The 24,281-nt window shown below is 54.6% G+C and carries 24 protein-coding genes; 3 read left to right on the forward strand and 21 right to left on the reverse strand.

The window, feature by feature from the left end; all coding sequences use genetic code 11:
* Positions 1-19: 19 nt before the first annotated feature.
* From rbsD to kup, 3 genes are all read right to left on the reverse strand, one after another.
* A complete protein-coding gene (rbsD, locus tag LQ901_RS13375; protein ID WP_010862947.1) occupies positions 20-439 on the reverse strand; it encodes a D-ribose pyranase in 420 nt (139 codons plus the stop codon).
* A 300-nt stretch (positions 440-739) separates the two neighbouring features.
* On the reverse strand, positions 740-1,483 hold the full coding sequence (locus LQ901_RS13380) for a metallophosphoesterase (protein WP_010862948.1): 744 nt from the start codon (positions 1,481-1,483) through the stop codon (positions 740-742).
* Between the two features lie 47 nt (positions 1,484-1,530).
* A complete protein-coding gene (gene kup / locus LQ901_RS13385) occupies positions 1,531-3,399 on the reverse strand; it encodes a low affinity potassium transporter Kup (protein WP_010862949.1) in 1,869 nt (622 codons plus the stop codon).
* A 224-nt stretch (positions 3,400-3,623) separates the two neighbouring features.
* Here kup and LQ901_RS13390 point away from each other — a divergent pair, with 224 nt between their 5' ends.
* The 3 genes from LQ901_RS13390 to LQ901_RS13400 are packed head-to-tail and all read left to right on the forward strand — an operon-like array spanning position 3,624 to position 6,859.
* The gene (locus tag LQ901_RS13390) at positions 3,624-4,112 is read left to right on the forward strand and encodes a MarR family transcriptional regulator (RefSeq protein WP_010862950.1); all 489 of its coding nucleotides are present in this window, start codon (positions 3,624-3,626) and stop codon (positions 4,110-4,112) included.
* Positions 4,113-4,169: 57 nt separating this feature from the next.
* Positions 4,170-5,315 carry an EmrA/EmrK family multidrug efflux transporter periplasmic adaptor subunit gene (locus LQ901_RS13395; protein WP_010862951.1) on the forward strand — a complete coding sequence of 382 codons (1,146 nt, stop codon included), beginning with the start codon at positions 4,170-4,172 and terminating at the stop codon, positions 5,313-5,315.
* A gap of 11 nt (positions 5,316-5,326) precedes the next feature.
* A complete protein-coding gene (locus LQ901_RS13400) occupies positions 5,327-6,859 on the forward strand; it encodes a DHA2 family efflux MFS transporter permease subunit (protein ID WP_152117964.1) in 1,533 nt (510 codons plus the stop codon).
* A 129-nt stretch (positions 6,860-6,988) separates the two neighbouring features.
* Here the strand turns inward: LQ901_RS13400 and LQ901_RS13405 are convergent, their stop codons facing one another.
* The 18 genes from LQ901_RS13405 to LQ901_RS13490 all read right to left on the reverse strand — a co-directional run bounded on the left by LQ901_RS13405 (position 6,989) and on the right by LQ901_RS13490 (position 24,276).
* On the reverse strand, positions 6,989-8,356 hold the full coding sequence (locus LQ901_RS13405) for an OmpA family protein (protein WP_152136783.1): 1,368 nt from the start codon (positions 8,354-8,356) through the stop codon (positions 6,989-6,991).
* A 2-nt stretch (positions 8,357-8,358) separates the two neighbouring features.
* On the reverse strand, positions 8,359-9,213 hold the full coding sequence (motA, locus tag LQ901_RS13410; protein ID WP_010862954.1) for a flagellar motor stator protein MotA: 855 nt from the start codon (positions 9,211-9,213) through the stop codon (positions 8,359-8,361).
* A gap of 10 nt (positions 9,214-9,223) precedes the next feature.
* Positions 9,224-9,973 (reverse strand): FliA/WhiG family RNA polymerase sigma factor, encoded by a 750-nt coding sequence (locus tag LQ901_RS13415; RefSeq protein ID WP_152135447.1) that lies wholly within the window; start codon positions 9,971-9,973, stop codon positions 9,224-9,226.
* 6 nt (positions 9,974-9,979) lie between these two features.
* A complete protein-coding gene (gene fliL / locus LQ901_RS13420; RefSeq protein WP_010862956.1) occupies positions 9,980-10,456 on the reverse strand; it encodes a flagellar basal body-associated protein FliL in 477 nt (158 codons plus the stop codon).
* An 11-nt stretch (positions 10,457-10,467) separates the two neighbouring features.
* Positions 10,468-11,682 carry a flagellar hook-length control protein FliK gene (locus LQ901_RS13425; protein ID WP_178088305.1) on the reverse strand — a complete coding sequence of 405 codons (1,215 nt, stop codon included), beginning with the start codon at positions 11,680-11,682 and terminating at the stop codon, positions 10,468-10,470.
* 14 nt (positions 11,683-11,696) lie between these two features.
* Positions 11,697-11,987, reverse strand: coding sequence for a hypothetical protein (locus LQ901_RS13430; protein WP_010862958.1), 291 nt, complete (start codon positions 11,985-11,987; stop codon positions 11,697-11,699).
* Entirely contained in the window at positions 11,984-12,376 is a 393-nt protein-coding gene (gene fliS / locus LQ901_RS13435; RefSeq protein ID WP_010862959.1) for a flagellar export chaperone FliS, read from the reverse strand. The genes LQ901_RS13430 and fliS overlap by 4 nt, the downstream gene beginning before the upstream one ends.
* Before the next feature lie 20 nt (positions 12,377-12,396).
* Complete coding sequence (gene fliD, locus LQ901_RS13440) at positions 12,397-13,713, reverse strand: flagellar filament capping protein FliD (RefSeq protein ID WP_233672319.1); 1,317 nt, start codon at positions 13,711-13,713, stop codon at positions 12,397-12,399.
* Positions 13,714-14,029: 316 nt separating this feature from the next.
* Entirely contained in the window at positions 14,030-14,854 is an 825-nt protein-coding gene (locus LQ901_RS13445; protein WP_047707402.1) for a flagellin, read from the reverse strand.
* A 229-nt stretch (positions 14,855-15,083) separates the two neighbouring features.
* Complete coding sequence (locus tag LQ901_RS13450) at positions 15,084-16,133, reverse strand: hypothetical protein (RefSeq protein ID WP_084977076.1); 1,050 nt, start codon at positions 16,131-16,133, stop codon at positions 15,084-15,086.
* Between the two features lie 170 nt (positions 16,134-16,303).
* Positions 16,304-17,206: a flagellar hook-associated protein FlgL gene (gene flgL, locus LQ901_RS13455; RefSeq protein ID WP_047707404.1), complete on the reverse strand. Its 903-nt coding sequence runs from the start codon at positions 17,204-17,206 to the stop codon at positions 16,304-16,306.
* A 12-nt stretch (positions 17,207-17,218) separates the two neighbouring features.
* A complete protein-coding gene (gene flgK / locus LQ901_RS13460; protein WP_010862964.1) occupies positions 17,219-18,622 on the reverse strand; it encodes a flagellar hook-associated protein FlgK in 1,404 nt (467 codons plus the stop codon).
* 144 nt (positions 18,623-18,766) lie between these two features.
* On the reverse strand, positions 18,767-19,753 hold the full coding sequence (flgJ, locus tag LQ901_RS13465) for a flagellar assembly peptidoglycan hydrolase FlgJ (RefSeq protein WP_039046369.1): 987 nt from the start codon (positions 19,751-19,753) through the stop codon (positions 18,767-18,769).
* Positions 19,750-20,844, reverse strand: coding sequence for a flagellar basal body P-ring protein FlgI (locus LQ901_RS13470; protein ID WP_010862966.1), 1,095 nt, complete (start codon positions 20,842-20,844; stop codon positions 19,750-19,752). The genes flgJ and LQ901_RS13470 overlap by 4 nt, the downstream gene beginning before the upstream one ends.
* Positions 20,845-20,852: 8 nt before the next feature.
* The gene (gene flgH / locus LQ901_RS13475) at positions 20,853-21,512 is read right to left on the reverse strand and encodes a flagellar basal body L-ring protein FlgH (protein ID WP_010862967.1); all 660 of its coding nucleotides are present in this window, start codon (positions 21,510-21,512) and stop codon (positions 20,853-20,855) included.
* Positions 21,513-21,562: 50 nt separating this feature from the next.
* Positions 21,563-22,348, reverse strand: a complete 786-nt coding sequence (gene flgG, locus LQ901_RS13480; RefSeq protein WP_010862968.1) for a flagellar basal-body rod protein FlgG — start codon at positions 22,346-22,348, stop codon at positions 21,563-21,565.
* A gap of 11 nt (positions 22,349-22,359) precedes the next feature.
* Positions 22,360-23,085 (reverse strand): flagellar basal-body rod protein FlgF, encoded by a 726-nt coding sequence (gene flgF / locus LQ901_RS13485; protein ID WP_010862969.1) that lies wholly within the window; start codon positions 23,083-23,085, stop codon positions 22,360-22,362.
* A 15-nt stretch (positions 23,086-23,100) separates the two neighbouring features.
* Complete coding sequence (locus tag LQ901_RS13490) at positions 23,101-24,276, reverse strand: flagellar hook protein FlgE (protein ID WP_152109845.1); 1,176 nt, start codon at positions 24,274-24,276, stop codon at positions 23,101-23,103.
* Between the last annotated feature and the right edge of the window lie 5 nt (positions 24,277-24,281).

A 24,281-nucleotide genomic window follows, 5' to 3' on the forward strand; every position in this document is an offset into this window, starting at 1 on the left:
ATCCGCCATAACGGGCTCCTTAAAACACCACGCCGGAGTAGAAAATCAGGTTAGCGTACGGGGTGCATTCACCACTACGCACCACTGCGCGGCTGCTGCGGGTGCGTACCTTGAAGGTGTCGTGCGGCACGTACTCGATAAAAATCTCGCGCCCTTGCTCCGCGGCCAGCAGCTCCAGATGCGCCAGTACCGCGCGGTGCAGCTCAGGGCTCACCGTGGCAAACTCTTCGGCCATCAGTACCGCTTCCACCTGCATCTCCGCAGTGATGCTCTGCACCACCTGCATAAATGACGGCACCCCGTGGGTCAGCGCCAGATCAATACGCGCGGTTTCCGCGGGGATTGGCAGGCCAGCATCGGCAACTGTCACCGCATCGGTATGCCCTAAACAGGCGATCAGGTGAGATAACTCGGCATTCAGCAGCAGACTTTTTTTCATGGCCTTCTCTCGTGGCTGATTCAGAAAAATAGGCATCGAAACGTTTCGATATGCGCTAATTAAAGCATATCGGCGCAAAACGACAACTGCAGCAGCGCAAAAAACTGCGTTAGAACAGGGAAATTGGAAAAAATTTTAGGCTGGATCGGTTAAGCCGACAGGGATAGGAAATAACAGTCTGTCGGCAACATAAAACGCTGTGAGCGCAGACACAAAAAAGACATTCCGACGCCCGAAAACCACCAACGTTCTGCCCGAGTACCGCTAGCCGGACAGCGCTGCGAAGAAAAATGTTGCCGTTTAACGCTGGCGTGAGCCGCCATTGCCTTGGTGATAAGAGGAATAGTGGCCACGGCCACCTTGATGATGCGGAGCCACTTCCTCACCCGGACAAATCCAGTTGCCCTGCAGATCGCACACCGCGCGATAACCAACGCCAATCGCCTGAAAACCACCACAATCACCATAGTGACGATTGACATGGTGATGGCCATGGAACAGGCAGCGCACCCCGAGCGCACGGGCCACATCATTGAGCACCGCAAAGCCACGGGCATGGGGCTGCGGCGCCTCGTGCGTCACCAGAATATCGGCTTGTTGTTGGCTTAAGCCTTCCAGATCGGAGGGAAACAAGGTGGTACGGTGGCGCAGCGGTAAACCGCCGTGCCACAGCTGACTTTGTTCCAGATGCTGACAGTAGTGGATCGGATCGAAGAACATCGGTTTATACGGCGGCATCCAGATCTGGCCGCGAAATACCCCGCCTAATCCAGCCACACGCACCCCAGCCACTTCCGTGACGCGCCCATGCAAGTTGCGGCCACGAAACGGGCCGCTGAACAGTGCTTCATAGGCCGCCACCGACAAGCTATCGTGGTTACCGGGAATGAACCAGACTTGGGTCAGCTCTTCCAATGCTTGCAGCTGGGCCGACGAATGCAAGGCCAGATCGCCTAAAATAATCAGCGCATCTGGCCGCCCGCTATGCAGCAGCGGCAGCAAATAGTCCAGTGAGCCGTGAGGATCGCCTGCCAACCAAATCACTTTCTCTCACCTCACCGCACGTCCGATCCTGTCTGCTGGAACCGGTATTATATTTCGACCTGCGCCCCCAACTCCACCACCCGATTCGGCGGGATATGGAAAAAGTCCGTGGAGCGCAGCGCATTTTTACTCAACCACATAAATAACAGGCCGCGCACCCGTCCCCACAAGGAGCGATGGCGCATCACCAACGTTTCACGCGATAAGAAGAACGAAGTATCCATCAAGCTGAACATCATGCCTTTCATGCAGCAGCGGCGGAACACCTCTTCCACATCTGGCGTCTCTTTAAAGCCATAAGTGGCAATCACGCGGATAAAGCTCGGCGACAGCTCTTCGATACCAATATGCTGATCGGCCGCCACATAGGGCACATCTTCAGTGCGGATGGTCATCAGCACCACCCGCTCATGCAGCACCTTATTGTGTTTGAGGTTATGCAGCAAGGCATACGGCACCGCATTCGGGGCGCGTGACAAGAAAATCGCGGTACCCGGTACACGAGTCGGCGGATTTTTCTCCAGTGCGTTGATCATGGTTTCCAGCGAGCCGTTGTTCTCGGTCATCCGGCGCACCAGATGAAAACGCTCGCTCTTCCACGTCATCATGATCGCGACCATGATGCAGCCAATCAGTACCGGGAACCAACCACCGGACTCCAGTTTCATCAGGTTGGAGCCAAACAGCGGCAGATCGATACTCAACATCACCAGCAGCATGACGATCACCACCGGCAGTGGCCAACGCCAGTTATGCCACGCCACCACCGCCAGCAAAATCGAGGTCAGCACCATGGTACCGGTCACCACAATGCCGTAAGCCGAGGCCAAATTGCTGGAGTGTTTGAAGGTCACCACCACCAGCGCCACCGCAATAAACAGCAGCCAGTTCACCAACGGCACATAAATCTGCCCCGCTTCCTCTTCCGAGGTATGCAAAATGGTCATCGGAGGCAGATAGCCCAACCGTACCGCTTGGCGCGTCAGGGAAAAGGCCCCCGAAATCACCGCCTGTGAAGCGATCACGGTAGCCAATGTAGCTAAAATCACCATCGGTAACAGCGCCCAATCTGGGGCTAACAGGAAAAACGGGTTACGCACGGCGGCAGGATTACTCAGCAGCAGCGCCCCTTGGCCAAAGTAGTTCAGGATCAGCGCCGGGAACACCAAAATGAACCAAGCCAAACGGATCGGTTTAGTACCAAAGTGGCCCATGTCGGCATACAACGCCTCAGCACCGGTCACTGCCAGCACCACCGAGCCTAAGGCCAGAAAACCAATCAGCTTATGCTGCCAGAAAAAGTCGATCGCCCAGCGCGGGTCGAGCGCCTGCAACACCGCCGGATGCTGAATAATGCCGTGAATACCCAGCACCGCCAGCAGCACAAACCACAGTAGCATCACCGGCCCAAACAGCTTGCCCACCATCCCGGTGCCGTGCTTTTGGATCACGAACAAACCGGTCAGCACCACCATCGCCAATGGCACAATATACGGGTCTAACACCGGCGTGATCAGCTCCAGACCTTCCATGGCGGACAATACGGAAATGGCGGGAGTGATCATGCCATCGCCGTAGAAAAAGCCGGCACCAATGAGGCCAATCACCAACAAGATTGCGGTGGTATGTGGCTGAGTTCGCCGCCCTGCCAAGGACATCAAGGTTAAGATCCCGCCTTCGCCAGCGTTATCCGCCCGCATCACAAAGCAGACATACTTGATAGAAACAACCAACATCAACACCCAAAACAGGGTGGACAGGAAACCGAAAATGACGCTTTGCGTCACCCCTAACGAAGAGGCGGCCAGAATACACTCGCGCAAGGTATATAACGGGCTGGTGCCGATATCACCGTACACCACACCAATGGCAGCCAAAGTCAGCGCCGGAATATTTCGCTTATGTTCACTTTGCATATCACAATCCAATGACGGGCAGCAGGGCAGTTGTCAGCCTACCATGCCGCGCAGGAGACCCTGTGCAGACCGGGTACTCATCCACATATTTTATCAATTTGTTACGTATTTATCGTGAAAACGGCCCGTTGGCAGTTTGCCAATGATAGTTTCAGCCGTTACTATTTTTGCGAGAAGTATCTTTTGTCCGATTAATTTACTTTGCGTTAGATTAACAGCCTATCATGCCGAAACCCAAACTTCCGATTGAAACCCTGCTCGAGCGTGCCCGCCAGCTAAACGAATCTGACGCGCGTCAGGAAATCGTGCTGAGCCGCTTGCTGCAACACACCACCAATCAACTCTTATGCCGGCACAATGAGGCCCTGAAACGCTATCAGTTGAACGACACCCTGTTTACCGCGCTGGTGTTGCTGTACACCAGCGAGCATTACTCGTTGCAGCCCTCTGAGCTTAGCGACCTGCTGAATACCTCACGCACCAGTGCCACACGAATTGCCGATGAACTGGTGGCACGTGGTTGGATCAGCCGTGAATTGCTAGACGGCGACCGCCGCTGCTTTCAACTAACCTTAAATGAAACGGGGCTGGCCTTTATGCAGAGTTTGCTGCCGGAACAACGCCAGCGCCTGCGTAACCTGTGGGCACCGTTTTCCGCCGAAGAAAAACAACAGTTTGAATATCTGCTGCACAAGTTGCTGCAGCAATGCTAAGTGGCGAATGTTGCCACTCAGCACTATCCCCTATTACCGTGCAAAGGAAGAGTTTTCATGACCGCGCCAAGCGCAAAAAATCAGGTTCGTAAACGAGCGCTGCTCGGCTTAACCACCCTATTTCTCGCCGCCGGTGTCGCCTATGGGGCGTATTGGTATCTGGAGCTGCGCCACTACCAAAACACCGATGATGCCTATGTGACCGGCGATATCGTGCCAATTAACCCACGCGTTACCGGCAGTGTCACCGCCATCATGGCCGACAACACCGACAAAGTGATGGCCGGTCAGCCGCTGGTAAAACTGGATGCGACCGACAGCCAACTGGCGCTGGAGCAAGCCGAAACCCAACTGGCCGAAACCGTGCGTAACACCCACAAACTGATGGTGGATGTCGGCCAGTTACAGGCCAATGTGCAGGCGCGCCAAGTGGCGTTGTCGCAAGCGATGTCCGATTTGACCCGTTTTAGCGCCTTGGGCCGCAGTGATGCTATCTCGCAACAAGAGCTACAACATGCCCAAGACAGCGTGAAACAAGCACAAGCGGAATTAAGCGCCGCCCAACAGCAACTGCTGGCCACCCAAGCCTTGGTACTCAATACGCCACTGGCCCAGCAACCGGCCGTGCAACACGCCATGCAAGTGGTCAAGCAGGCGTGGATCAATTTGCAGCGCACCACCTTGGTCAGCCCAAGTAACGGCTATGTCGCCAAACGCTCAGTACAACTGGGTAGCTATGTCACGCCGGGCACGCCGCTGATGGCGGTGATCCCGCTGCACAGCGTCTGGGTGGATGCCAACTTCAAAGAAACCCAGTTGCAGAACATGCGCATCGGTCAGCCGGTGACACTGGTGTCTGATTTCTACGGTGATGATGTGGTGTATCACGGCACCGTGGAAGGGTTGTCGGCCGGTACCGGTTCAGCGTTCTCGCTACTGCCGCCACAAAATGCCACCGGTAACTGGATCAAAGTGGTGCAACGCCTGCCGGTGCGCATTCGCTTAGAGCCAAAAGAGCTGGATCAACATCCACTGCGAATTGGGTTGTCGATGACCGTGACCGTCAATACGCTGGATCGCGATGGCAATGAGCTGGCGACCTCCATCAAGCAAGACGCGCACTCGTCTACCGATGCACTGCACGTGGATATGGCGCCGATTGAGCAGCGTATTGCCGCTATCTTGCAGCAAAATCAGGGCTGAGGACGGCGAATATGAATGCGCCGTTAGAAGGGAAGTCATTGATCTGGGCCACTCTCGCCCTATCAATGGCCACCTTTATGCAAGTATTGGACTCCTCGATTGCCAACGTGGCCATTCCGACCATCTCGGGCAGTCTGGGGGCGTCCACCACGCAGGGGACGTGGGTGATCACTTCGTTCGGGGTGGCTAACGCCATCTCGTTACCGCTGACCGGCTGGTTCGCCAAGCGCTTTGGCGAGGTGAAACTGTTTTTGTGGTCGACCGTGCTGTTCACGCTGTTTTCTTGGCTATGCGGGATCTCCTCATCGCTGGAAATGCTGATTTTCTTTCGCGTGATGCAAGGTCTGGTCTCTGGGCCGATGATCCCGCTGTCGCAAAGTTTGCTGCTAGCCAACTACCCGCCGGCCAAGCGCGCCATTGCGCTCTCGCTATGGTCGATGACGGTGATCGTCGCGCCGATTTGCGGACCGGTACTGGGCGGCTACATCAGTGATAACTACCACTGGGCGTGGATCTTCTTTATCAACGTGCCAGTCGGGATCTTTGTGGTGCTGCTCACCGCTCGGGTACTGGAAGGACGCGAGACGCAAAAAGAGTACAAACCGATGGATACCATCGGGCTGGGCTTAATGGTGCTCGGGGTCGGCAGTTTGCAGATCATGCTGGACCAAGGGCGCGAGCTTGGCTGGTTTAATTCCAACGAGATCGTGATCTTGGCGGTACTGGCGGTGGTGTCACTGGCGTTCTTTATTGTCTGGGAGTTAACCGATGACAATCCGGTGATTGATTTATCCCTGTTTGGTTATCGTAACTTCAGCATTGCGGTGATCTGTACCAGTTTGGGCTACATGATCTACTTTGGCGTGATCGTGCTGTTGCCGCTGCTGATGCAGACCAACTTGGGCTATACCGCCTCGTGGGCCGGTTGGGCCTCAGCGCCGGTGGGGTTAATTCCACTCCTGCTGTCGCCGATCATCGGTCGCTATGCGCACAAGATAGACATGCGGATTTTGGTCAGTATCAGTTTTCTGGTCTATGCCGGCTGCTTCTTGTGGCGCGCCACGCTGTTCTCGCCACAAATCAGCTTCGAGTGGATTGTCTGGCCGCAGTTTGTGCAAGGGATCGCGGTCGCCTGCTTCTTTATGCCGCTGACCACCATTACCTTGTCGGGTCTACCGCCAAGTCAGCTCGCCAACGCCTCCAGTTTGTCGAACTTTATGCGCACCCTGGCTGGCTCAATTGGCACCTCGATTACCACCACCTTGTGGGATAACGGGGAAGCGGTGAACCAGACTTACCTGACCGAGCATGTAAATCCGTATAACCCCGCCGCTCAACAGGCGCTGGACAGCATGCATCAGTTGGGGATGAACAGTCAGCAAGCGGCGGGAATGCTCGCGCAGCAAATCACTCAGCAAAGCTATATTCTGTCGGCGAACACCATCTTCACGATCTGTGGGGTGATGTTCCTCGGTCTGTTAGTGCTGATCTGGTTTGCCAAGCCGCCATTCAATGCCGCAGGCGGAAATAGCGGGGCGCATTGATGCGACGCGCACCGCTATCGGTATATTAATATTGGTCTAAAAACGCATGCACAAAAAAGCCCGCCATCTTCTGGCGGGCTTTTTTTACGATTGAGCCATCGGCAGCAACCGAGCAAGCATGCTTGGCGCTCAGCCATGTTCAACGCGCACCGGCAACAGCACTTCCGGCGCTGGCGCTACCGGCGCGACATGTGGCTTCACCGGCAGTGCTTTCAGTGGCGCGGTAGGCGCACTGCGCTGTCCGACAGGCTTGGCGTGATCCGGCGTTAAAGTCGCCATCCCCGGCAAAATCGGATCAATCCCGATACGCACCAGATTCCCAGCCTGATCGGTCAGCAGTGGTGGCAACCCAGCGTTATTCTTACCGATATGGTTACCGGCACTCGCCGCAGACCTCGCATGGTTGGCCGCGGGCGGTAATGTGTCCGGCTGCGCCGCGCTTGGCGCGACCGATTTAACCGGCACAGAATTAGCGCTTGGCGCCATACCGTTGGCGGCAGGAGCCGTCACTGTGCCAATACCATTGACTGCATTGGCCGCAGGCCGAGGCGCCGCATTCGGCTGAGGAGCCATGTATGGCGGCATCGGTTTGGCATTCGCGCGGCCAAATAGTTGAGCAATTTGCGCAGCCGCTTGCTCAGTCAGTACCGTGATCTCAATGCGACGGTTTTGGCCGCTCATTGGGTCTTCAATATTCACCGGCATCTGTTCGGCCATCGCCACCAGCTGCAAAATTTGATCGCGCTTCATGCCATTGGCCGTCATCACCCGCCGCGCGGCTAACGCACGCTCCGCCGACAAATCCCAGTTGGTGTAATCCACGTTATTGGGATAACGGGTGTTATCGGTGTGGCCACTGATCATGATCCGGTTTTGGATACTCCCCAGCACCGGCGAGATTTGATCCAAAATCCCCTTAAAGAACGGAGTGATACGGATGCTACCGCGCTCGAACATGTAGTGTTCGTTATCATCCTGAATCAGAATACGCAAACCCTGTGGCACCACTTCGACCATCACGTTATTGGTCGCATCTAAACGCACCGCCACCGCATTCAACGCTTCCGCCAGCACTTCCATTTGTTGCTGATTCAGGTACTTGCCTTGCAGCTTACCCAAATCCTTGTTTTTGTACTGACCTTGGGATTTATTCTCTTGGAACAGCGCATTACCCAGCTTATCGTTACCATCAAAATCGGATTTGACCGGGTTTTCCAATGGCGAGGCCTGCCCAGCAAAATCGACTGGGAACGGGCTGTTACTGATGTCGAACACGTTATCCATGTTGTCGAACACGCTGTAGGTCGCCATGTACTGCTGAACTTTTTGCCGCTCATCTTTAGTGGCAACTTCCATCACCCACAGCACCATGAAAAAGGCCATCATGGCGATGGCAAAGTCGGCAAATGCCACTTTCCATGCGCCACCGTGTCCTTCATCGTGGTCGTCGTGTTGGACTTTCTTGATGATAATGGTGTGGTGTGAATCTTTGGCCATAATCAGTTCTGCTCGGCAGTCAGCCAGCGTTCCATCTCAAAGAAGCTCGGTTTGTATTCGCTGATCAGCAGTTTACGGCCAGCATCCAGCGCCAGCAGGGTCGGACGACCTTGTTGCTGCGCCACTAAAATTGCCATCACCATTTTCAGGCCCATGACTTCTTTTTTCACCAAGTTGCCCATGGCCGCGGACAGCGGATCAAATACCCCGTAGCTCAGCAATACCCCGATGAAGGTTCCCACCAGCGCGGCAGCCACTTTGGCCCCGATCAGCGCCAAGTTGCCACCGATATTCTGCATGGTAACCACAATACCCAGTACCGCGGCCACGATACCAAAACCCGGCATCGCTTCGCCGGTCTTGGCTAAGGCTTTAGAAGGGCGCAACAGGTCATTCTGGATGGTATGGATTTCGGTTTCCAGCAACGCTTCTAAGTCATGTGGCGACATCTTACCCATCGCCATCAGACGCAGGTTATCGGTGATGAAAGCCAATAACACCGGCGAGGCGGTGATGCTTGGATATTTCGCGAACAGCGCACTGGAGTCGGGATTTTCAATGTGCTCATCCAGCTTTTTAATGCCGTCTTTACGCACGGTTTCTAAAAGCTCAAACATCAGCTCGATAATCGCGCGGTAGTAATCTTGGGTATAGCCTTTACCCAGCAGGGTTTTCAGCTGGCCACCAATGCCCTTCAGTACCGCGACCGGATGCGCCACCACCATGGCGCCCATCGCCGCACCGACGATGATAATCAGCTCCGCCGGCTGCCACAAAGCACCGAGGTTACCTTTCGCTTCCAGATAGCCCAGAACGACACAGCCAAAAACAATAAAAAAACCAATTATCCGTTGCATATACCCCCCATTAGTCCGGCTGGTTCCAGCCGTCTAACAGTCTGTTGAGCTGTTTCAGCGCTTTCTTATGTAACTGGCAGATCCGCGCTTCGGTAAGATCCAACACCAGAGCTATCTCTTTGAGGTTCATCTCGTGCTCGTAATACAAGCTCAAGATGGTCTGCTCCCGCTCCGGCAGTTGCTGCAGGGCGCAGGATAAATCACGTTTGAAACGGGCGGACTGGGCTTCATCGCTCGGCCAATACAGGCCGAAACTTTCAAAGCCATCTTCTTGCAGGCTGTCGAGACTATCGACTTGCTCAGCCTGACAGGCCAGCAAACGCTCGTGCAGCTCTTCATCGCTAATTTGCAGTGCCCACGCCAGCTCCTGTCGGGTGGGCTTGCGCCCAAGCTCTCGGCTGAGGCTACGAATGCGGTCTTTCAGCTCATGGCTCTTTTGCCGCACCCCGCGCGAGCGCCAATCGAGGCGACGCAGCTCATCCAGCATGGCGCCGCGAATACGGGGGCTCGCCATCACTTCCAACGGCACATCGCCATCAGGATCGTAACGGCGGATCTCACCCAACAGTGCTAGCATGCCGATCTGCTCTAAATCATCACGACCCAGTACCACGCTGACCTGCGGTGCCAGATGATAGGCAATGCGGCGCACCAGCGGCGCATGCTGTAGCAACAGACGCTGTTCGAGCGCCTGTCGCCCCAGTTTTTGGCTGGTCTGATAGGCATTTAAGCCCTGTGCGTTATCCGCCGCTCCGCACATAGTCGGTTACTGCACCACCAGCTTGGTGATCAGGACTTTGTCGATGGCGCTTTCCCCGGTCATGTTTTGCATGGTGGCGCGGATCGCGGTCAACAATTTCGCTTGCAGTGCCGCTACCGCATCCGGCGCGGTCAGCTTGGCAAAATCTTCGTGGCTGAGCTCAGTGACAATGGTGTTACGCACCAGTGGCATAAACTCTTGCGCCTGAGTTTCAAACTGGTTGCTGTAGGTCATCAGCGACAGCTCCAGCATCATGTAATGCAGGCGGTCTTCGCCCTGCACGCTGATCACGAAGCGATCCAGATTGATAAAAATTGGCTTTTTCACTACCGCCGCGTGGGATACAGCCACCGGCTTCACCGGCTCTGCCGGTTTATTCATCACAAAGTGCCAATAGCCCCAACCTGCCCCACCAATGAGGATCAGTAGCAATAGGGCAATAATGGCCAGCAAAATGACTTTGGATTTGTTTCCTTGCGACATCGTGTTCTCTCTTAAACCAGACTGTCAAAACCTGCGCGCTGACGCGGCAGACTGAGGGCCGGGATCGTGCTCTGACTGGTAGCGCGGCGGATCACCGGACCTTCATGGCCCGCTGCCTCTTGTTGCCCCTGCCGCCCTTGTTGTGGCTGGCCACCGGAGACCGACACATCAATCAAGTTCATCTGCGTTTGGCTAAAGTCTTGGCGCAGGCGATCGCTGCCCGCCAACAAGGCTTCGCGCAATTGCGGGTGAGCGGCGGTAAATTGCACGCTCAGTTTGTCGCCATCCATGCGCAGGCTGATATCCAGCTTGCCAAGCTCCGGCGGATCCAGACGAATCTGTGCATGTTGTAGCTTGTTGCCGGCTTGCACTTGGATGCGCTGACGCAGCTGTTCAATCAGCGCATCGCCCCACTGTGGCTTGTTGATATCCAGCGCCAACGTAGGCGATGGGGTGTTCATGGCATCTGCGGCGCTCGGCTGCGCGCTCGCGGCCATCGCCGTAGGACTCTTGGCGGTGATGGCATTCAGCCCCTGTTGGCTCATCGCCACTACCGGTGCGGTGACGTTTTTATCGCTCAGGGCACTGGCCAACGCGCTCAGATCCCCTTCGGTTAGGGGAATGGCTGTCGCCGCAGCCGCAACGGCGGGACGGGTGCTGTCAGCATTGCTGGCACGTTGATCCGCTGGAGCGGGAATATCATGTACCGGCGATTCACTCTTGCCGTTGCCGCGTAGCAGGTTATTGCCCGCCAATCCCGTCAGTGCCGCGGTCAGTGGCATCTCACTTGCGCCGTTTAGCGCCGCGCCATTGGCAAAACCTTGGCGTAACGTTTGCGGGTCGAGGGTTTGCTGGGTTTGCAGCAAGTACGCAATCTGCTGCGCTAAATCGGCTTGCCCGGTAGTCGCCGCGCTCTGCGCAGACTCGGAAGCCGCTTTATCCTCTTTACCGGCATCTTTACTCGGTGCGCCGGCATGGGTGTGCGCGTCAGTATCCGCATGCTGCGCGGACTTAATGTCATCGCGGCTATCGGTCTTTGATTCGGTTTTGTTGTCTGCCGCTCCGGTCGGACGCTGGTCATGTGCGCTATTTGAACCGTTGAGCGACTGACTAAAGCTATGACCATCGGCCTTATTCGCCGCAGGTTGTACGCTGCTACCGGTAGCAGAAGATGCACCGGTACGAGAGGCGGACGATGGCGCGGAGGTCAGTTGTGTCAATTGCATTATCACGAGCCTCGTCATGAGTTCTGTATATAAGCCTGCAGGCCTTGTTGCTGTGAGGGTTGCTGGCAGATTTGCGCCCGAACTTGCGCTTGTTCACTGCGCGCAGCGGCAATCCACTGTGGATAACGACTGGCCAGTTGCTTTAATACTGGCTGCGCATCCGCGGGGATTTCGGCACCGTTAAGACGTGACAATCCGGCAAGCAATTTCTGATCCAGCTCCGCGAGCAGGGTAAAATCACCACTGCGCACCGCCTGCTCCATGGCTTGACTCAAGCGCTGTAATCGCTCACTGAGTCCACTCATTGCCCAGTCACTTTGCTCGGATGCAAGGCCAGCCAGCCTTCGCGAATTTCGCTGATCAGACCGCTGACTTCATCCACCATCTCAATGCTGTTTTGCGCGTTGGCTTCAAACAGGCGACGCCCACAGTAGTCATACAGACGGTACAGCTCAGTAGCCACCTCACCGCCCTTTTCCATATCCAAAATGGCGCTCAGCCCCTGCAAAATATCCAGGCACTTAGTGATCATCTGCCCTTTTTGCTCAACCTGACCGCGCTCCATAAAACCGCGCGCACGTGTCAGGTTATCCAGCAGACCATCTAACAACATCAGGATCAGGCGATGCGGGCTAGCCGCCGCCGCCTGGGCCTGCGTTTTGGCTTGTTGATAAGCGTTAAGTCCGTTATTCATCATCTATTCACTATTATTATTTAGCCCATCAACATGCCGTACAGCATGTTCTGGGTCTGACTCATACTGCTGATCATTTTGTCCATCTTGGCGTAGTAATCGCGCAGCGATTGCTCACGCACTTTCAGGCGTGCATCGAGGTCTTCGCGATCTTCAGCGATCTTTTTCTGGTCTTGCTCTAAGCGATCAATGCGGGTGGTGAAGTTACCACCGGAAGTTTTGAAATCTTTTAAGTTACCGGTGATGCTTTGCATCAAGCCACTTTTGCCATCAGCGCCCAAAAAAACGGTACTGATGCTTTCCGGATTTTCGTTAATCGCTTTGGTCAGCTTTTCGTCATCGATTTCCAGCTTGCCTTGGCGATCGGTTTTGATACCGAGCATCGACAAGGTTTTGCCGTCATACACCTGACCTACACTGTTGCGCAGCTGACTCATCATGCCGCGCGTCATGCTGTCGCCTCCCAGCGCCCCCGGCTTCTTACGCTTCTTGCCGTCAGCATCGGTCACTTCGGTGGCCTTAGAGTGTTTGTCGATAGTGTCGACCAACTCGTTATAGGCGGTGACGAAGCTTTTTACTGCTTCTTTGGTGCCGTCATTATCCGGCTTCACACTGACGGTGGTTTTCCCGACTTGTTTGGCTTCAATCGAGATCCCGTCAATGATGTTTTCAAACTTGTTGTTTTTGGAGCTGAAGGTCAGCGAGCCCATCTTCAACACGGCATCTTGCGCGGTTTGCAAAGAATCAATCTTGGTCGCGGCATTGTTTGACGTTACCGATACCGCATTGCCCTTACCGGTATCTTTACCGCTGATCACCAACGAGTATTTATCACCCTCTTCACGCACCACCGCTGCTTTCACGCCCGGATTGTTTTTATCACCGTTAATTTGCGCAGCAATATCTTCCAGCGAACTACCGGCTTTGACATTAACACTAAAATCCTTGCCGCCGTATGTGAGGCTCAAGACCTGATCTTGAGGCACTTTATCCGTGCCATCAAACACCACTTTTTCACGGCCAATCTGTGCCATCTGGGTAACGTCAAATTCGTAGTTACCGCTGGCCGTAGTACCGTTGACGCTGGCCGACAAAATTTTGTCATCACCCGCCACCACCGTGGTTTTATTCAGCTCGCGCGCGGAGTCCAGCTTTTCTGCTGCGGTACGCAGTTTATTGACCGCCGATTGAGTTTCACGGTAGGCGGTGATCAGGGCACTGTTTTGATCTTCTTGGCGCTTCCACTGGGTTTCTTTCGGTAAACGCTCGGAATACAGCTGTGCGTAAATCAAATCTTCAATCGGCAGAGTACCGATACCACCAATGGTAATGCCCATAATCTATCCTCTGTCTACCGCGCGGCCACCGAGAGTACTTATCTCTCGGACGCAAAATGCTATGCGCTACGCTTTAAATGCAAAAAAATGATGCAAGAAAAATGCCATTAAACAGTCAATTCACAGCCAATAGAGCAGAATGCTATTGGCGCGTAAGAACTGCACTTTGCTCTGCCCCTTCACCATCACATCCGCGAAGAAGAACAACAAAACTCAGTAAAAAGGGGCCAGTCGGCCCCTTTTTGGATTGCGAGTTTTCCTTTGCGTAACCAACATCGGTTATCGCAAGACAAAACCTATGCGTAATCAGGCGTAATTAACGCAGCAGACCCATGATCATGGATGGAGTCTGGTTTGCCTGAGACAGTACAGAGATGCCAGCTTGCATCATCATGTTCTGCTTGGTCATGTTGGCAGATTCTTTAGCGATATCAGCATCCATGATGCGGCCTTTCGCCACGCTCACGTTCTCTTCGATGTTAGACAGGTTGTTAATGGTAGATTGGAAACGGTTTTGTACCGCACCCAGTTCTGCCATAGATTTACCCATTGCAGCGATGGCTTTATCCAGACCAGAAACTACTGCACCGATAGTGCCCGCAGTACCGCTAATTGCAGCACTGGATTTGAATGCTGCAGCGGTATCAACCTTAACGGTGATCTTGTCAGCAGACTTCATTTCAGCACCAACTTGGAAAGAGATACCCGCTTTCAAACCAGCAGATTCAAACAGTGCTTTACCTGCGAAAGTGGTAGTTTTCTGAATACGAGCCAGTTCTGCATTCAGTGCAGAGAACTCTTCATTCAGTGCAGTACGGTCAGCTGAAGTGTTAGTACCGTTAGCAGATTGCAGAGCCAGTTCACGCTGACGTTGCAGGATGTTAGAGGCTTCTTTCAGCGCACCTTCCGCAGTTTGAGACAGAGAGATACCGTCAGCCGCGTTACGCTGAGCAACAGACAGACCACGAGTCTGAGATTCCATACGGTTAGCGATCTGCAGGCCAGCAGCATCGTCTTTAGCGCTGTTGATACGCAGGCCGGTAGACAGGCGCTGCTGGGAAGTGTTCAGGCTCAGTTGAGTGCTAGCCAGGGAACGCTGGGCAGTCAGGGAAGACTGGTTAGTATGAACTGACAGTGACATGTGATCTCTCCTAAAATACAGAAACAGGTCTCGTACCTTGTTACTGGTATTAGGCGGAAGGGTTTTGCGGCGGCTTAAATCTTTTTTTCTGCTGATAGGAAATTTTTTTCAATGGGGATGGATCATGCCGTGCTTATAGCTGCCCCATAAATTCATCATCACGGCCCCTAAAATCACAGCGCCGACACATGGCCGGCACTGTAGATATCGAGTTGCGACACAATTAGGGTTAGCGCGTCAGTAACGCCACCACCGTCTGGCGTGAGATGCCGGCCTGGGCCAACAAGCTCGACAGCGGTTTATTGACGATACGATCTGAAATACCCGTCGTTTCGGTTTCCGGCATCCGAGCATAGCGCCCTTGCAACTGGCGCTCAATCTGCTGCTGATAGCGCGTCAGCTCTTGCAGGGAGCTACGGATCTGCTGCATCAAGCGTTCGATATCAGCCAAGGATTGGCGTGTATCTTGGGTTTTGCGAAAGCTGAGCTTCTCAGCATCCACCATCTGCGGCTGGCGCTGCTCTGGCTGAACTTTAACCGGATTACCGGCTGGGAAAATCTGCCCGTTGCCGGTCAACCAGAAGCCTTCTTCCACCTCTTGCCAGTTGCCTTTTGCAGCGGAAAACTCCAGATCGCCCCATTTATCGACCTCAGCGCGGATCCCACGCGATGACAGGCCACGGCTCAGTTTGCGCGCGACGGTCGCCATATCATCTTCCGGCTCAATCTGTACTTTCACCTGACGCGGCTTGCCGCCATCAAAGGCAAACTTCAACACTTCCGGCTGGCTACGCTCGCCTTGCAAGCGCAGACCGCGAATGGAAAAACGTTGCTGTTGATTACGATTTAAATGCCGTACTGAAAAATCGGCATTAAACAGCGGCTTCTCATCATAGGTCTGGTGCACTTGCTGACGCAGTTGCCGTTGCAATGAGGCCAACTCCTGCGTCAAACGCTGACGACGGCCTTCGGTTTGTTTGAGGCTGCGCTGCGCCAGTTGTTTACTTTGCTGCAAAATATCTTCGGCGCTGTGCAAGGCTCGCAAGGCGGTTTGCGTTTTCGCTAACTGGTAGTGCGCCTTGGCGGTTACGCCCAGTAAACTCCCGCGCTGACCATGACGTAGACGTTCGATTTCTTCCGCCGGCGTGCGGGTATCTACCGCCGCGCTGGCCGACGCCGATACCGCCAAGCCAGCTTTTTGCTGGCTCACCACCGGAGAGTGATTCAGATCGGAAGTACGTTGGGTGCCCAGACGGGTACTGTTAACTTGGTTAACCAAGGTGTGTTCTCTTTATTTATCTATTTGCTTCAATCTGCATGCGACTTACAACCCGACGACGCTTTCGCCATCGCAATACGCAGAGGCAGTGCTCTGTGTATTGGACCAGTGCATGGATAACCGGCGCATGTCACGCTTAACTCATGCCACACTTAACTTAAGCGACGATGTTATTTGATGTAGTTAAACAGGGACATATCGTTGATCTTGGAATAGCTCAACTGAGTGGCTGTTAACGCCAGTTCGTAGCCTTTCAGACGTGATGCAGCCTCTGGAATATCCAAATCCTTGATATCACCAATCATCTTCTTGTTCATCAAGGTATTGTCTTCGTGCGCGCCGGCCATACGCTCCAGTGATTGCATCTGACTACCTAACCCGCCCCACACACTATTCAGCTGTACTGAGGTTGACGCAATACTGCTATCCGCATTTTTCATCTGCGCTTCCAGCTCGTCTTGGGTGGTGGCCGGATCGCGCAGAGCGGCGGTCAAATCATCAATGGCTTTAAACACGGTGTTATTACCGGAGCCAAAAATAGTGTCTGCCGTCATGTTAACCGGCAAAGTGACCCCTTCCGCGGTGCTGGAGGTGCGACGGGCGCTATCACCTTGATAGACATAATCCGGTGCACTGTACGGCTTATTTTTCAGTTTGTTACCGGCAAACTGATAATCCCCATCCGGATTTTGGCTATTCGCTACACTCAGCAACTCATCACGAATAGATTCCAACTCGTTAGCCACCGCTTCTCGGTCATCTTGGGTCATGGCACCATTACCAAGACTCAACACCAACTCTTTACCGCGCAGCAAAATATCGTTGCCGTTACGCATCAACGCTTCTTGCTGGGTGTATTCGTTCATCAAGTTTTTGATGTTTTTGCTGTACTGATCGGTTGCCGCCTGCTGACGCTGCAACAGCATGATCTGTACCGAGCCAATCGGGTCATCGGACGGCGTCAAAATTTTCGTCTGCCGCTGCATCTGCATTATGGTGGTGTTGTAGTTGCTGTTGGCGGTTTGCATCCCGTCCATCATCATGCTGTTTAGCTGAAACGTACTCATGCGCATGGTGGTGGCTCCTTAGTTAAACATCGCGAGGGTGGTGTCAAACAGCTGCTGAGCAGTGCTAACAATCTTGGCGCTGGACTGGTACATCTGAGTGTATTGCATCAGATTCCCGGCCTCTTCATCTTTGGAAACCCCACACACGGACTCCCGATCGTTAAAGGCTTGCTTGTACAGCGAAGTATTCGATGTCAGCTCCGCTTTGATTTGCGCAGTCTGAATCGCCCAATCACCACAAATCCCGGTATAGGCCTTGCTCAGGGTTTTGCCATTTAAGCCAGCAACCGTCACACCGTATTCGGCCTGATCGGCAGGAGATAAGGTGATCGCCAGCGGCGTATCTTTCAGCGCAATCAGCTTGGTCAGGTTATTACCGTTACCCGGGCCAATATCCACATCATCACCCAGCGCCAGATCAGCAGGGTCTTTCAACGCCAGCGACAAACGGCTGGCTGCGCCTTCTACGCTGTCGGCACCGCTGAACATGTCCTTGCCACTAAGGTTACCGTTAAGATCATAACCTTGCTTATGTACCGTATTGAACTGCTGGGCAAAGCCGTAGGCCATGGTATCCAGCTCTTTTTGCTTTTCGACCAAGTCTTTATCGCGAAAAGTCATCAAGCCGCCGATATTGCCGCCAATATTGCGTGGCATCGCGAACGAGGCATCACCGCGCTTAATGCTAATTACGCCATCACGCGCCATATCCAGCTGACTGGCGGTATTACCGCTGACCAGCGGCTGGCCTTGATCCAAGTTGATGTCCACGGTGCCGTCTGGCTTGTACTGCACATTAACATTCAATTGCTCAGACAGCTGGCTGATCGCCTGATCGCGCGCATCCAGCACGTCGGTCATGGTTTGCCCGCGCGCGCCCGCTTCTTTGATCTGCTTATTCATCTCGGCGATGCTGGCCAGCAACGAGTTGGTCTGACTGATGCTGGAGTCCAGTTGGCTATCAAGCTGTTTACGCTGACTCTTTAATTGCGCATCCATGTTATTGAAACGCTGAACCACCGCATCGGCCTGCGACAAAATCGATTGGCGCAGCGCCATATCTTGCGGATTGACCGCCGCTTCGCTGAGCGCCGAATAAAAGCGATCCAGACCCACGTTGATGCTAGAGCTATCCGCAGTCAGGATCTGTTCGGTCTTGCTCATGTAGCGATATTGGGTATTGCTCTGCTGCAACGCCGAAGACTGGCGCCACAGGCTGGTATTCAAAAAGCCGTCGGCCAGACGATCAATGCCGGTTACACCGACACCCGCGCCCACGCCACCGGGACCAACCTGACTGGCCAGACCGATACGTTGACGGGTATATCCGGGCGTGTTCATGTTCACCAGATTGTGCGAAGTGGTGCTCAGGCCGGCATTGGCCGCGCCCAGACCGGTTAAACCGATATTAATCAGACTCATGACAACGTCCTTACTCAGTGTAAAAACACCCGACCCTCACGCCGAATGCCGACAGGCAATGGCCTGCACGGTTTTAAAACTCATCTGACAGTCATTAAGCGACCTGCAGGGCAAAACGATTAAATCGCCCAGCCCGTTAGTCGGTCACTCCAACATCTGTTGGACTTGCTGCCAGACCCCTTGCAGTTTGCGGGCATACTGCGGATCGGTGGCATAGCCAGCTTGCTGCAGATGATTGAAATAGCGTTCCGGATTATCGGCATGTTGCAGAGCCTTGGCATAACGGCGGTTACTGCGCAGGAAGTTAACGTAATCTTCAAACGACTCCGCAAAGCTCTGGTAGACCCGAAACGGCGACTCTTGATTCACGGTCTGTCCGTCAATCACTTCCGGCGCCGCCACGGTCACCTGCTCGCCTTGCCAACCCGGACTGGCTTTGATGTTAAACAGGTTATAACTGCTCTGATCGCCGCGACGTAAAATGCCACGGCCCCAACCGGTTTCCAGCGCCGCTTGCGCCAACAATACCGATGGCGAAGTACCCAGCGCGCGCGCAGCGCGGATCGCATACGGGAACAGTTTATTGATAAAGTTTTGTTTCTGCGGATCAGACGTGGCCGCCGTCGCCCCGTCGGCGCTGATTTCCGCCGCGCCGCCAAAGATGCGATCCAGTACCGTAGCCGGAAGCCACGGTGCCTGAATCGGTTTGCCTTGCGCCGGTTTGGCGTGCATGGTGACGGCAAAACTCTCCGCCGCGCGCGCCGACTCACTTGGCGCACCCGACACCGGTTTGCCGTTGCCCTTCGGTACGGCTGCTGCGAGCTGCTTCACCAGCATCTCCGCAATCCCCAGATGGCTTTTCTTGCTCATCTCCGAGGCTAATTGGCCATCATAGAAGGATTGGTAAAAGTCTTGCTGGCGACTGCTAAGTGGCGAGTCGGGGTCACGCATAGCATTATTTGCCTGACGCATATGTTTGAGCACGGTCTGCAAGAACACCGCTTCAAACTGCTGCGACACCTGACGTAACGCTTGCTGCTGATCGCGGTTACCCTTGATGTTTTGCAGCTGGTGCACATCGTTATACAGGAACGAGGCTTGCGCCTCGTCCGGAGAAATCTCCATACTCATATGACAATCAGCTCGCCTTCCAGCGCGCCGGCCTGTTTGAGTGCCTGCAAAATCGACATCAGATCGCTCGGGGTCGCGCCCAAGCTGTTGATGGCATCAACAATCGTTTTCAGTGAGGTGCCGGCCGGCCAGACAAACGCCTTGCCACGCTCTTCGTTCACGCTGACATTCGATTGCGGGGTGACCACCGTCTGCCCGTTCGACAGCGGGTTAGGCTGACTGACCCGTGAATTCTCGACAATGTTCACCGTCAGCGAACCGTGGCTGACCACCGCTGGACGCACGCGCACGTTCTGTCCCATCACGATAGTACCGGTACGGGCATTGAAGATAATGCGTGCTGGCGTTGGCCCTTCCGCCACCTTCAAGTTCTCCAGCGCCGCCATAAAACTCACGCGCTGGCTCGGATCTAACGGCGCCCGCATCACCACTTTGGCATTACTCTGGGCATTGGCAACCCCAGGGCCCAACACGCGGTTAATCGCCATCTCGATATTACGCGCCGTGTTAAAACCGGGCTGCTTCAAATTCAGAACAATGTCGGGATTGGTCAGGAATGAAGACGGAATTTCGCGCTCAATCAGGGCGCCGTTCGGGATCAAACCGGCGGTTGGGATATTGACCGTGATCCCGCTACCACTGGCGCCTTCGGCGTTCAAACCACCCACTACCAGATTACCTTGTGCCATGGCATACACTTGGCCATCGACCCCACGCAGTGGCGTCAACAGCAAGGTACCGCCACGCAGACTCTTGGCATCCCCCATTGAAGAAACCGTAATGTCCAGCGCCTGACCTTTCGCCGCCAGTGGTGGCAAGGTCGCGCTGACCGCAACCGCGGCCACGTTTTTCAGTTTCGGATCGGCATTGGCCGGCAATTGCACCCCGAACTGGCTTAGCATGTTTTTGATCGACTGTGAGGTGAACTTGGTTTGGCTCTTATCACCCGTACCGCTAAGACCGACCACCAAGCCATAACCGACCAGCTGGTTTTCCCGGATCCCCTGTACGTCCACCATATCCAGCAGTGGCGCCGCCACGGCTGACATGCTGCCAAGCCACAGAGCCAGCAGCCAATAACATCTCTTCATTATCATCCTCAGATCGGGAAGAACGGGCTGTTAAAGAAGCGGGTCAACCAACCTGCCGAGTTGGAGTCAGCCAGTGCGCCACGACCGGAGTAAGTGATCCGCGCATCCGCCAGACGCTGCGACGACACGCGGTTCGTCCCGTCGATATCATCCACCCGCACCAAACCGTTGAGACGAATATACTCGTCACCTTGGTTCAGACGCAGCCACTTCTCGCCGCGCACGCGCAAAATGCCGTTCGGCATCACTTCATACACCAGTACGGTGATGCTGCCGGAGAGCGAGTTTTGCTGCGAACTGGTGGAGTTGCCCTTAAAGTCGCGATCGGCGCCCAATGACGACGCCGCTTTCGGGTACTCACTGCCAAACAAGGTGGCGGCACCGATGCTGGTGTTGCTCTCTTTGCCAAAGCTGGTACCGGCCTTCTTGCTGGAGCTGGTCTGCTCTTGCAGTACCACCGTCAGCACATCGCCAACCCGGAACGCGCGCCGGTCCTGAAACAGTGCCATGTTGTAATCGGTACTGAACAGGCCACCGTCCTTGTCCCTTTCCATCGCTGGTAATTTCATCGGCGGTGGGGTGAATTCATCTTCCCCCGGATACGGGCCGATTGGCGGGTGTGCACACCCGGCCAGCAATAGGGTTAACAGAACCAGAACGCGTCTCATCTTAGGTTTACTCTCTCTTTATTCGCCACGTGCGCCGCTCGTCACGCTAATTACAGTGACTGACTCACAAACTTCAGCATCTGATCGGCACTGGAAACCACTTTGGCGTTCATTTCATAAGCGCGCTGAGTGGTGATCATGTTCACCATCTCTTCCACTACGCTCACGTTGGAGCCTTCCAGTGAGAACTGCTTAAGCTGACCCAGCCCATTTTCACCAGCCACCCCTTCATTCGGCGCGCCACTGGCACCGGTTTCTTTGAACAGGTTACTACCGGCTGCTTCCAGACCGGCTGGGTTGGTGAAGTTCACCAGAGTGATTTGGCCTAACTCTTGCGGCTGCGGATCATCGGCGCTGGTATAGGTCACGGTGCCATCGGTACCCACCGAGAAGCTGGTCGCATTTTCTGGGATCTCGATATTCGGGCTCAGCGGCAGACCGCTGGAGTTCACCAGCATGCCTTCGGCATTACGGTGGAACTGGCCGTTACGGGTGTAGGCCATGGTGCCATCCGGCATTTCAATCTGGAAAAAGCCCTGACCTTGAATCGACATATCGGTCGGTACGTCAGTTTGCTGATAGGCACCGGTCTTCATCAGCTTTTCGGTGCCCACGACACGCACACCGTTACCCAGCATCAGACCGCCTGGGGTCTCATTTTGCTGATCGGCCATACCACCAGGCTGCTTTTTGATCTGATAGAACAGATCTTCAAACGCGGCGCGGTCTTGCTTAAAGCCGATGGTGTTAACGTTCGCTAAGTTGTTGGAAATCACCTGCATCTGGACATCTTGTGCCGCCAGACCGGTTTTACTTACCCATAATGCTGCATTCATTCTGTTATGCCTTACTCACGGATCAGACGGTTACCGGCAGTGGTTAAATCCTCTGCGGTTTTCATCATCTTGACCTGAAGTTCAAAGTTACGCGCCAAAGTCATGTTGCGGATCATCGCGTCAACCGCGTTGACGTTGCTGGACTCTAAATAGCCGCTGGCCACCTGTACGCCGTCATCGGCAGGAGCACTGCTGTTATCCAGCATGCGAAACAGGCCATCAGGGCTTTTCGCGATTTGATCGGGTTTCGGATTGACCAATTTGAGCTGACCGGCTTCTTGCATCAGGCCGCCATTCGGCGCCACGATCGACAGTGTGCCGTCTTTCCCCACGGTCAATTGGCTGTATTCTGGCAACACGATCGGGCCGTCGGTGCCCATGAGCGGATGGCCATTGACGCTCAGCTCTCCGGCGTCGTTGGTGGTGAAGTTACCGGCGCGGGTATAGGCTTCGCCTTGTGGGGTCTCCACGGCAAAAAAACCGTCGCCCTGAATGGCCACGTCTAACGGACGATCGGTTCGCTGCAGCGCGCCACCGGAAAAGTCCGAGCCCAGCGCTTGCTCACCGACCAGTGCCCGCGTTTGGTAACCGGCGCCACGCAACAGCTCAGTGGACGCCTGCTCCAAGTCAGCGCGAAAACCGGTGGTGTTCACGTTGGCCAAGTTGTTAGCCTGCACCTGCTGTGACATCAGGGTTCGACGCGCACCCGACAGCGCAGTAAACAGCAATTTATCCATGACTTAAGCTGCGCCTTACAGAGAGTTGAACAGGATCTTGGTCATCTCATTGGCGACCTGAATCGACTTGGCGTTGGCCTGATAGCTGCTCTGCGCGCCCATCAAACCGACCATTTCATCGGTGATATTCACGTTGGAGTTCTCATAACGACCGGTCAAAATGCCGCCCAACTGACCTTCCCCAGCCACGCCCGTCATCGCCTGACCAGACGCAAACGTTTCGGTCCAGCGGTTACCACCGGCCGGTTGCAGGCCTTCATTATTGGTAAAACGCGCCAGTTGCAGCTGACCTTGGCTGACTTTTTCGCCATTGGTATAACGGGCCACCACGGTGCCGTCTGACTCAAAGGACCAGTTAGCAAACTTACCCGCCGCATAGCCATCAGAACTCACTGAGTTGATGCTAAAGCCGCCGCCGTACTGGGTCATGGCACTCATGTCCAGTGCCAACGGTTGACCGTTAGGCAGGGTCAATGACAAGTTGGATGGGCTTGGCTTGGTCAGCTTACCGGAATCATCAAACTCCACGGGGGTCGCGCCGCCTGGCAACAGGGTGTTATCCATCGCCACATGCATATCCCACTTACCATCGGCGGTCTTACGATAGTATTGAGTCACCTGATGCTCATTACCCAGCTTGTCATATACCTTCACGGTACTGGTGGAGTTGTAGGTAGACGGATCGTTGATATCAAACGGTTTTGCTGCATCGATAATTGGCGCCCCCGAATCCAAATTTAGCCCCAGAGAGCCTTTGGTGCTGGCCTTGGGCGCTTGATCCGTTTTGTCGATGGCGATCGGCTGACCGCCTTTACCCAGCAGCAACGAGCCATCGGGGCTTACCAGATTCATCATGCTTGGGTTGTTCTTGTCCTGACGGGTATCGAAGATCCCGGCGCGGGTATAAAACTTCTGGCCGTTGTTCTCGACCACAAAAAAGCCATCGCCGTTGATCGCCAGATCGCCGTTACGGTTAGTGGTGGTCATACTGCCGGTGGCAAAGCTTTGACGAATGTTAGACACCGCCACGCCGTTGGCTTGGCCGCCACCGAAAGTGGCAGAGTAAACATCCTGAAACTCGGTACGGGATGATTTAAAACCGGCGGTTGAGCCGTTGGCAATGTTGTGGCTGATGGTGTTCATCTGCTCACTGGTCGCTTGCAGACCGCTCAGGCCAATATTAAAAGACATACAAA

This window comes from Plesiomonas sp. PI-19, from assembly GCF_021368255.1.
GTDB classification, from domain to species: domain Bacteria; phylum Pseudomonadota; class Gammaproteobacteria; order Enterobacterales; family CAMTGL01; genus Plesiomonas; species Plesiomonas shigelloides.

Coding starts and splice junctions, on each gene's coding strand:
- flgL (WP_047707404.1), bottom strand. CDS start 17,206: ATGCGCATGAGTACGTTTCAGCTAAACAGCATGATGATGGACGGGATG.
- flgG (WP_010862968.1), bottom strand. CDS start 22,348: ATGAATGCAGCATTATGGGTAAGTAAAACCGGTCTGGCGGCACAAGAT.
- LQ901_RS13425 (WP_178088305.1), bottom strand. CDS start 11,682: ATGCAATTGACACAACTGACCTCCGCGCCATCGTCCGCCTCTCGTACC.
- LQ901_RS13415 (WP_152135447.1), bottom strand. CDS start 9,973: ATGTGCGGAGCGGCGGATAACGCACAGGGCTTAAATGCCTATCAGACC.
- LQ901_RS13430 (WP_010862958.1), bottom strand. CDS start 11,987: ATGAGTGGACTCAGTGAGCGATTACAGCGCTTGAGTCAAGCCATGGAG.
- motA (WP_010862954.1), bottom strand. CDS start 9,213: ATGCAACGGATAATTGGTTTTTTTATTGTTTTTGGCTGTGTCGTTCTG.
- LQ901_RS13395 (WP_010862951.1), top strand. CDS start 4,170: ATGACCGCGCCAAGCGCAAAAAATCAGGTTCGTAAACGAGCGCTGCTC.
- fliS (WP_010862959.1), bottom strand. CDS start 12,376: ATGAATAACGGACTTAACGCTTATCAACAAGCCAAAACGCAGGCCCAG.
- flgH (WP_010862967.1), bottom strand. CDS start 21,512: ATGAGACGCGTTCTGGTTCTGTTAACCCTATTGCTGGCCGGGTGTGCA.
- flgF (WP_010862969.1), bottom strand. CDS start 23,085: ATGGATAAATTGCTGTTTACTGCGCTGTCGGGTGCGCGTCGAACCCTG.
- fliD (WP_233672319.1), bottom strand. CDS start 13,713: ATGGGCATTACCATTGGTGGTATCGGTACTCTGCCGATTGAAGATTTG.
- LQ901_RS13390 (WP_010862950.1), top strand. CDS start 3,624: ATGCCGAAACCCAAACTTCCGATTGAAACCCTGCTCGAGCGTGCCCGC.
- flgJ (WP_039046369.1), bottom strand. CDS start 19,753: ATGAGTATGGAGATTTCTCCGGACGAGGCGCAAGCCTCGTTCCTGTAT.
- flgK (WP_010862964.1), bottom strand. CDS start 18,622: ATGAGTCTGATTAATATCGGTTTAACCGGTCTGGGCGCGGCCAATGCC.
- LQ901_RS13490 (WP_152109845.1), bottom strand. CDS start 24,276: ATGTCTTTTAATATTGGCCTGAGCGGTCTGCAAGCGACCAGTGAGCAG.
- LQ901_RS13445 (WP_047707402.1), bottom strand. CDS start 14,854: ATGTCACTGTCAGTTCATACTAACCAGTCTTCCCTGACTGCCCAGCGT.
- LQ901_RS13400 (WP_152117964.1), top strand. CDS start 5,327: ATGAATGCGCCGTTAGAAGGGAAGTCATTGATCTGGGCCACTCTCGCC.
- kup (WP_010862949.1), bottom strand. CDS start 3,399: ATGCAAAGTGAACATAAGCGAAATATTCCGGCGCTGACTTTGGCTGCC.
- rbsD (WP_010862947.1), bottom strand. CDS start 439: ATGAAAAAAAGTCTGCTGCTGAATGCCGAGTTATCTCACCTGATCGCC.
- LQ901_RS13470 (WP_010862966.1), bottom strand. CDS start 20,844: ATGAAGAGATGTTATTGGCTGCTGGCTCTGTGGCTTGGCAGCATGTCA.
- fliL (WP_010862956.1), bottom strand. CDS start 10,456: ATGTCGCAAGGAAACAAATCCAAAGTCATTTTGCTGGCCATTATTGCC.
- LQ901_RS13405 (WP_152136783.1), bottom strand. CDS start 8,356: ATGGCCAAAGATTCACACCACACCATTATCATCAAGAAAGTCCAACAC.